The organism is Desulfosporosinus sp. BICA1-9 (assembly GCF_000802135.1).
Genome location: NZ_JUEE01000057.1, coordinates 25,156 through 31,953 on the forward strand (window position 1 = coordinate 25,156; position 6,798 = coordinate 31,953).

5 protein-coding genes and 1 pseudogene are annotated in these 6,798 nt (G+C 43.7%); all 6 read right to left on the reverse strand.

The window, feature by feature from the left end; genetic code table 11:
* Window positions 1-265: 265 nt before the first annotated feature.
* On the reverse strand, window positions 266-997 hold the full coding sequence (locus JL57_RS07600) for a GntR family transcriptional regulator (protein WP_034141453.1): 732 nt from the start codon (window positions 995-997) through the stop codon (window positions 266-268).
* A 23-nt stretch (window positions 998-1,020) separates the two neighbouring features.
* Window positions 1,021-1,947, reverse strand: a complete 927-nt coding sequence (locus JL57_RS07605; protein WP_034141454.1) for an ABC transporter permease — start codon at window positions 1,945-1,947, stop codon at window positions 1,021-1,023.
* 6 nt (window positions 1,948-1,953) lie between these two features.
* Window positions 1,954-3,012 (reverse strand): ABC transporter permease, encoded by a 1,059-nt coding sequence (locus JL57_RS07610; protein ID WP_034141455.1) that lies wholly within the window; start codon window positions 3,010-3,012, stop codon window positions 1,954-1,956.
* Between the two features lie 3 nt (window positions 3,013-3,015).
* The gene (locus JL57_RS07615) at window positions 3,016-4,530 is read right to left on the reverse strand and encodes an ABC transporter ATP-binding protein (RefSeq protein ID WP_034141456.1); all 1,515 of its coding nucleotides are present in this window, start codon (window positions 4,528-4,530) and stop codon (window positions 3,016-3,018) included.
* 85 nt (window positions 4,531-4,615) lie between these two features.
* Window positions 4,616-5,662: a BMP family protein gene (locus tag JL57_RS07620; RefSeq protein ID WP_034141457.1), complete on the reverse strand. Its 1,047-nt coding sequence runs from the start codon at window positions 5,660-5,662 to the stop codon at window positions 4,616-4,618.
* Window positions 5,663-6,492: 830 nt separating this feature from the next.
* Window positions 6,493-6,798: pseudogene (locus JL57_RS07625) on the reverse strand (IS110 family transposase); the annotation flags it as partial.

Consider the following 6,798-nt stretch of genomic DNA (forward strand, 5'->3'; position numbering starts at 1 on the left):
TCACGACACCTTGCCATCCATGGCGGTGTTCTAATCTCGAACATCCTTGTTCGAGTCATGGCGGCGCTCTAATCTCGAACATCCATGTATCAGTCAGAGCGATGTTCTAATTGAAACGTCCTTATTTGCTTCTTAAAAACACATGCTAGGTTAATCTTGGCAACAGACGCCTATAGAAAAAAGAACCCTGTTACAGGTCCTCTACTCAAGATAAGATCAGCTATACTTCAGATAGAGTTAAAACTCCATCTGAAGTAAGTTTTCATTATCTAGACCTAACGATATGGAATATAAAAAAATCTGAGCGAAAAAACAAACGCGAATAAAAAATAGGATTATTAGACTTATCAAAGTGCACCTCATCTAATAGAAACAAGGGACTTGCATCAGAAACGGATAATTTCTCCGCTAATTCTTTCCCCGCTACAATCGGCCGAATGTCAGTCGAAGCATAGGCTATGCGAATTTCCTTAACTTCTTCTAAATACGTGAAAATCGAAGACTTAAGCCTTTCAACGTCTAGTTCCCCAACACTTGGAGGAAACATGTCAATACAATACACGGCAGGTACACCGTCCGCGGTCCGGACTCTTCGCGACTGATTTACAGGGGTACCTTCGCTTACCCCCAGTTTCTCCGCAACCCTAGCATCTGCTAAAGAACTTGTTAGTTCAATCTCGCTTGTCCCTGGGAGCATTCCAAGCTCTATTATGGCATCTGTTACCCGAAAAAGAACCTCTAGACCTGGCTTGACCTTTGGAGATGATTCCCCTCGCACGAAAGTACCTAGTCCTTGCTTCTTCTCGACAACACCATTCGATTCCAAAACACGTAGTGCTTCACGAAGGGTGTTGCGACTAACCCCAAGTTCCTTAGCAAGTTTTTCTTCATTAGGAAGTCGGCTATCGATTAGATATTTTCCTCGGCGGATTTCATCTAAGAGTTCCAAACGGACAAGATCGGAGAGGGATTTTCCGCTTTGTTGAATTTGTCCCATAACGTTCCCCCTCTGCATCTCATTTATTTATTTGGATCATACGGAATACCATCCGCTGCGGGTGGAGTGCTTCTTCCTACTAATCCAGTCAAGGCCAAAATCGTCAGCGCATATGGAAGCATCTGAATAATATTCGAGGGCACTCCACCTCCCTGCAAGACTATACTCAAAGCCATAGCAAATCCAAACAGTAAAGCTGCACCCAGCGAGCCAAACGGAGTCCACTTACCAAAGATCATTGCGGCTAGGGCAATATACCCCCGCCCGCCACTCATATTGACCTCAAAACTATTCAACAGGCCTAAGGCGAGGTAAACCCCTCCTAAGCTAGAAAGCATGCCACCGATAATAACCCCTAAATAACGAAGGCGTAGGACATTAAGCCCTGCTGTATCTGCTGCCTGTGGATTTTCTCCGACCGATCTGATCCGCAATCCTAAATTTGTATGAAAAAGAAAATAATGGGATGTGATTACCAGCATCAGCATTAAATAGACAACAACATTTTGGGAACCTAGGATTGGACCCACAAATGGGATATCACTTATTCCAGGAATAGTTAAGTTGGGAAGGGCTGGTGTTTCACGGGGTGTGCCGCCATATCCGAAAATCTCATTTAACATAAATGCTGTCAGACCAGCCGCAAAAATGTTCACACCCATTCCTACAATCACTTGATCCGCTCCGAGGTTCACCGTCACGTAAGCAAAAAGCGTTGAGATAAGAGCTCCCATTAATATAGCCCCAAGCAAGCCTAGCCAAGCGTTATGTGTATAATAGGAAAACAAAACACCGAAGAAGGCTCCGATAAGCATAATTCCTTCCATGGCTATGTTTACAACGCCACTACGCTCAGAAAAGGTTCCTCCCAGCGCAGGGAGAGCAATCGGAGTGGCCATAGCCAACGTTGCCGCCCACAGATCAGGTCTCGTCAATGCATCCCAAAGCATAATCTTTTAAGCCTCCTTGCCCGACGCTAGGGTTTGGCGTTTGCGCCAGCGTTTTTGAATCTGCACAATATCTTTTGTTGCGACTAAGAAGATAATGATCCCAGAAATGACTGCGGTCAGATGAGCCGGAACTCCAGAGACCAATTGCATGGATTGACCACCCGTAGACAAAGCCGCAAAGAAGATCGAAGCAAGAATCACGCCAAACGGATTATTGTTAGCGAGTAAGGCAACCACAATGGCCGTAAATCCATAGCCCGATGAGAAGCTATCATAAAGTCGATGCTGTACACCCAGCATTTGGACAGCACCCGCTAAACCAGCTAACATTCCGCTAATAAATAAGGCTAAGACCAAATGAAACGGAACATTGATTCCGGCATAGTTCGCAGCCCGTGAATTCAGGCCAACCGCCCTTAATCGATAGCCCAAGGTTGTCTTATAGAGCAACCAATAAACTATAATACATGCTACCACTGCAATGGCGAGACCCCAGGACAGTTGCGTCCGCTCCACGATCTTACCTAACGTCGCGGATGGAAGAATCACCGGGGATTGTGGGGTGAAGCCCGTCTGCATCATCGGCCCATTTTCAAGCATATAGTGGCTCAAAAAGATAGCAATGTAACTCATCATCATGGTAGTGATCACTTCGTGGGCACCCACAAAAGCCTTAGCCAACCCAGGGACAATTCCAGCCCAAAGCCCGGCCGCCAGCATGGCAACAATAATAGACAAAGAGATATGCAAGATAGGGGGAAGCCCATGCACGGAATAGCCTATCCATACAGCTGCCATACTTCCGATCCAATATTGACCCTCTGCTCCAATGTTAAACAATCCAGCCTTAAAAGCTATGGCAACACCTAAGCCCGAGAGGATTAAGGGAATAGCGTTGGCCATCGTGTTCGACAAATTTACAGTAGAGCCAAACGCTCCAGAAAAGAGAGCCCCATAAGCCGTCAGTGGGTTATGACCGGTCATGAGCATAACAACTGCACCGATCAGGACCGCAATGACGATCGCTACAAAAGGGGTAACCAATCCTTCTATCGTCTTTTGCATGTTTTACCCCTCCTTCTCTAAGTTTACACCAGTCATGAGTAACCCGAGCTGTTCACGTGTGACTTGTCCACTCGGCAGGATCGCCATCAGTCGGCCAGCATGAATCACACCAATCCGGTCTGATAAAGACATAATCTCATCTAATTCCAAAGAAACCAAGAGTACAGCCTTCCCACCTTGACGTAACTCTAAGAGTTTGTTATGAATAAACTGAATCGCACCGACATCTAAACCTCTGGTCGGTTGCGCCGCAATTAATAATTCAGGATTACGGGAAACTTCGCGGGCCAAAATAACTTTTTGTTGGTTTCCACCGGAAAGATTTCGTGCTAGGGCGTGAATCCGCCGTGGCCTAACGTCAAATGCTTCTGATAATCGTGTAGCGAAATCCTCGATGGGCTTCTTTTTCATTTGGCCTATACTAGCAAACGGTGCTTTAAAGAAGTCACGGAGTATGAAGTTTTCCGTCAGCTCAAAATCCATAACGAGGCCATCTAATTGACGGTCTTGAGGAATATAGGCAATCCCTGCTTTGGTTCTGCCTCGTACCGAAGAGGACGTAATGTCACCCCCTAAAAAGCGGATACGCCCACTTTTACAAGGCATAAGCCCTGTAATCGCTTCCACAAGTTCAAATTGTCCGTTACCATCAATCCCTGCAAGTCCAAAGATTTCTCCACGGTGAACTTGGAAGCTTACCCCTTTGACCTTCTCGTTACGGCCCGACGAGACGACTATGTCTTCGACCTCCAAAATCGGTTCTCCGGGCAATTGGGGTGGCTTAGACACTTGAAGGACAACTTCACGGCCAACCATCAAATTGGCAAGCTCCTGAGGAGTCGTAGACTTCGTTTCGACGGTATTTACCGTCTTTCCCGCTCGCATAACTGTGACTCGATCTGAAATACGCTTCACTTCGTCAAGCTTATGGCTGATGAAAATAATCGGAATCCCCTGTGACCGAAGACGTTCCATGACTTGGATTAATTCTTCCACCTCTTGAGGAGTAAGCATAGCCGTCGGCTCATCCAAAATGAGCAACTTAGCCTTACGATAAAAGACTTTTAAGATTTCAACACGCTGTTGAAGTCCGACGGTAAGATCCCCTACTTTGGCCTCAGGATTAATATCCATATGACACTGCTTGGCAAGTTGGCGAACAATCTCTACATTTTCCTTGCGTCGATAATGAATTCTACCCGGTTCCCCACCTAGAACAACATTTTCTGCAACTGTTAAAGCCGGGATTAACATGAAGTGCTGATGCACCATTCCAATCCCAGCTTCAATGGCCTGGCGGGGACTTGCGAAGTTTAGCTCCTGGTCATAAAGTCGAATACTCCCAGAATCCGGTTTATAAAGTCCATAGATGACTTTCATGAGCGTGGATTTACCTGCGCCATTCTCCCCTAAAATCGCATGAATTTCCCCTTCGCGTACATCAAAATTCACGTGATCATTGGCGATAACTCCCGGAAACGATTTCGTAATGTCTCTAACTTCTAAACTGGTATGCATAGTCCCCTCCATTAGAAAGGGATTGCTCATAAGGATATGAAGCAATCCGCTTGTCATTTCGTCCATCTACCAAACTTTCAAGCTCTTATTTAAAGCCTGCAGGCATTTCGTTAGAAACTTTGATTTTTCCATCTTTGATCTGTTTCGCAGCATCGTTAACCTTGTCAACAACATCTTTGGGCACTACCTTAATCGGTGTAGCAAAACTAACTCCGTTATTACTCAAATCAAAGAACACGTTTCCGCTTTTGAACTTGTCATCCATAACGCCTTTAATGATATCAAAGGTGGCCACATCCATGCCCTTTAAGGCACTGGTGATAACATTTTCTGGAGCTAAGTAGTTTTGATCTGCATCCACTCCGATAGCATAGACTTTCTTTTCTTTGGCCGCGTCAATAACGCCCGTTCCAGTTCCACCAGCTATTGGGAAGACAATATCAGCACCAGTTGCAATTTGCGAAAGTGCCGTTTGTTTACCGAGAGCCGGATCGTCAAACTTACCCGTGTATTTTAAGTTAATTTTAATATCGGGGTTAACACTCTTGGCACCTTGGATAAATCCTGCGATGTAATCGTTTACTGGGGGAATCGCCATGCCCCCGACAAGACCCACTGTGTTTTTACCCAAAGCATTCGGGATTCCTGGAGCTTGTTCGAGTAAGCCAGCCATCACACCGACTAAGTATCCGCATTGTTCGGTTTTAAACATTGCTGAAGCGACGTTTGGACGATCCGTAATGGATGAGTCAATAATCATAAATTTAGTATCAGGATAATCTTTAGCAACCTTCTCCACAGCGTCATGCATTAAAAAGCCGACAGCAATGACTAGGTTGTATTTATCTTGGGCAAAACGGCTGAGGTTGGTTTCATAATCTGTCATTTGTTTAGACTCTACAACACTCTTTGTAACTCCAAGGTCTTTTACAGCCTTTTCTAACCCTTTATTCGCTAGGAAGTTAAAGCTATGGTCATTAAGTCCACCCACGTCCGTTACCAAGCCAACTTTGAATTCTTTTTTAGCAGGTTCGGTTGCCTTAGGAGTCGGTGTTGTGTTACCACATCCTACAAGTGCAACGGCCAAAATAAGCACAATGACTAAGCTACCAATAAACCTTGTTTTTCTCATAATTTTATTTTCCCCCCATTAATTAAATATATTTAGTACTATGTTCATTTCAAAAAGATTGACCTTATTCTCACCCCCATTCAGTTGTAGGACGTCGAACAACTAGTTAATTCCAGTTTATCAAGTATTGAGACAATATACAAGATTTTTATATTATTCTTAGAGGCTTCCCGTTCCTAGTTAATAATATTCTTTTTCAGGAAATTAATAACTGTAAAATGCTTTATAAACAAAGCGAAACAGGCAGCGTACGTTCCACTGCCTGTTTCATCCACCTTGTCCACTATCCCCTTGGAAGGTTCCCCAACCTTCCATATACAATTTTACATGATCCCTGTTCCCTTCGCAAGTATTTGTATCGTTATGTAACAAGTTTTGTACTGAAGACCTATGTAGTGAGGAAAACCATTATCCTCCATTAGAATTGATTATTGATTAAACTTGCCGAGAATCCCTATCTGTATTATTATAGTATAAAAATTATTTCTACAAGATCAATACTCAGCGTGCTCTGTATGTCCATACATGTGACTAGGAGAGGTTCTGACTCGTCCCTAATATGATCGAACAGACCTTTTTATACTAGTCAGAAAGTATAACTTGCGTTATATACTTTCTGGAAGCATAAGTGCAACTAAGGCGGTCGCCTGCGCCAAAGCTTGTCGCCAGCCAAGTTTTCTTACGAAAATGAATCTACGCGCTGTCATTTCAAACTGTTATTTCAGTGAACATTAAAACCCTCAAAACCCTCTAAATCTTTGTTTCCAAATCACCTACCCCTAAAAAGACAATAACATGCCCGAGAACACTGTTATAGCTACGAACGGAGTTTATGATGCTTTAACTATTTGGTATCCTTTTGATTCTAGGACTTTAATCAACCGTTGTTCTTTCTTCTTCTCCTGATTTTCGATAAACTGTGAACCAAGTTCTTGATATGGGGTTTTAGTTTGTAAAATTTGATAAGCTATTCTAAGAATTAAGTGAGCTATGGCTACTATGGCTTTGTTTTTGCCTAAACGTTTTACCAAACGCCAATAGGTTGCTGATAATCGTGTATTTCTTGTAACAGATGCAGCCCATGCACATTCGCATAAAACACCTTTTAAAGCTTTATTACCTCGTTTCGTTTTACT

What these genes read in the sequence shown, in the direction of transcription:
- JL57_RS07600 (WP_034141453.1), bottom strand. Translation starts at nt 997, where the DNA reads ATGGGACAAATTCAACAAAGCGGAAAATCCCTCTCCGATCTTGTCCGT.
- JL57_RS07605 (WP_034141454.1), bottom strand. Translation starts at nt 1,947, where the DNA reads ATGCTTTGGGATGCATTGACGAGACCTGATCTGTGGGCGGCAACGTTG.
- JL57_RS07610 (WP_034141455.1), bottom strand. Translation starts at nt 3,012, where the DNA reads ATGCAAAAGACGATAGAAGGATTGGTTACCCCTTTTGTAGCGATCGTC.
- JL57_RS07615 (WP_034141456.1), bottom strand. Translation starts at nt 4,530, where the DNA reads ATGCATACCAGTTTAGAAGTTAGAGACATTACGAAATCGTTTCCGGGA.
- JL57_RS07620 (WP_034141457.1), bottom strand. Translation starts at nt 5,662, where the DNA reads ATGAGAAAAACAAGGTTTATTGGTAGCTTAGTCATTGTGCTTATTTTG.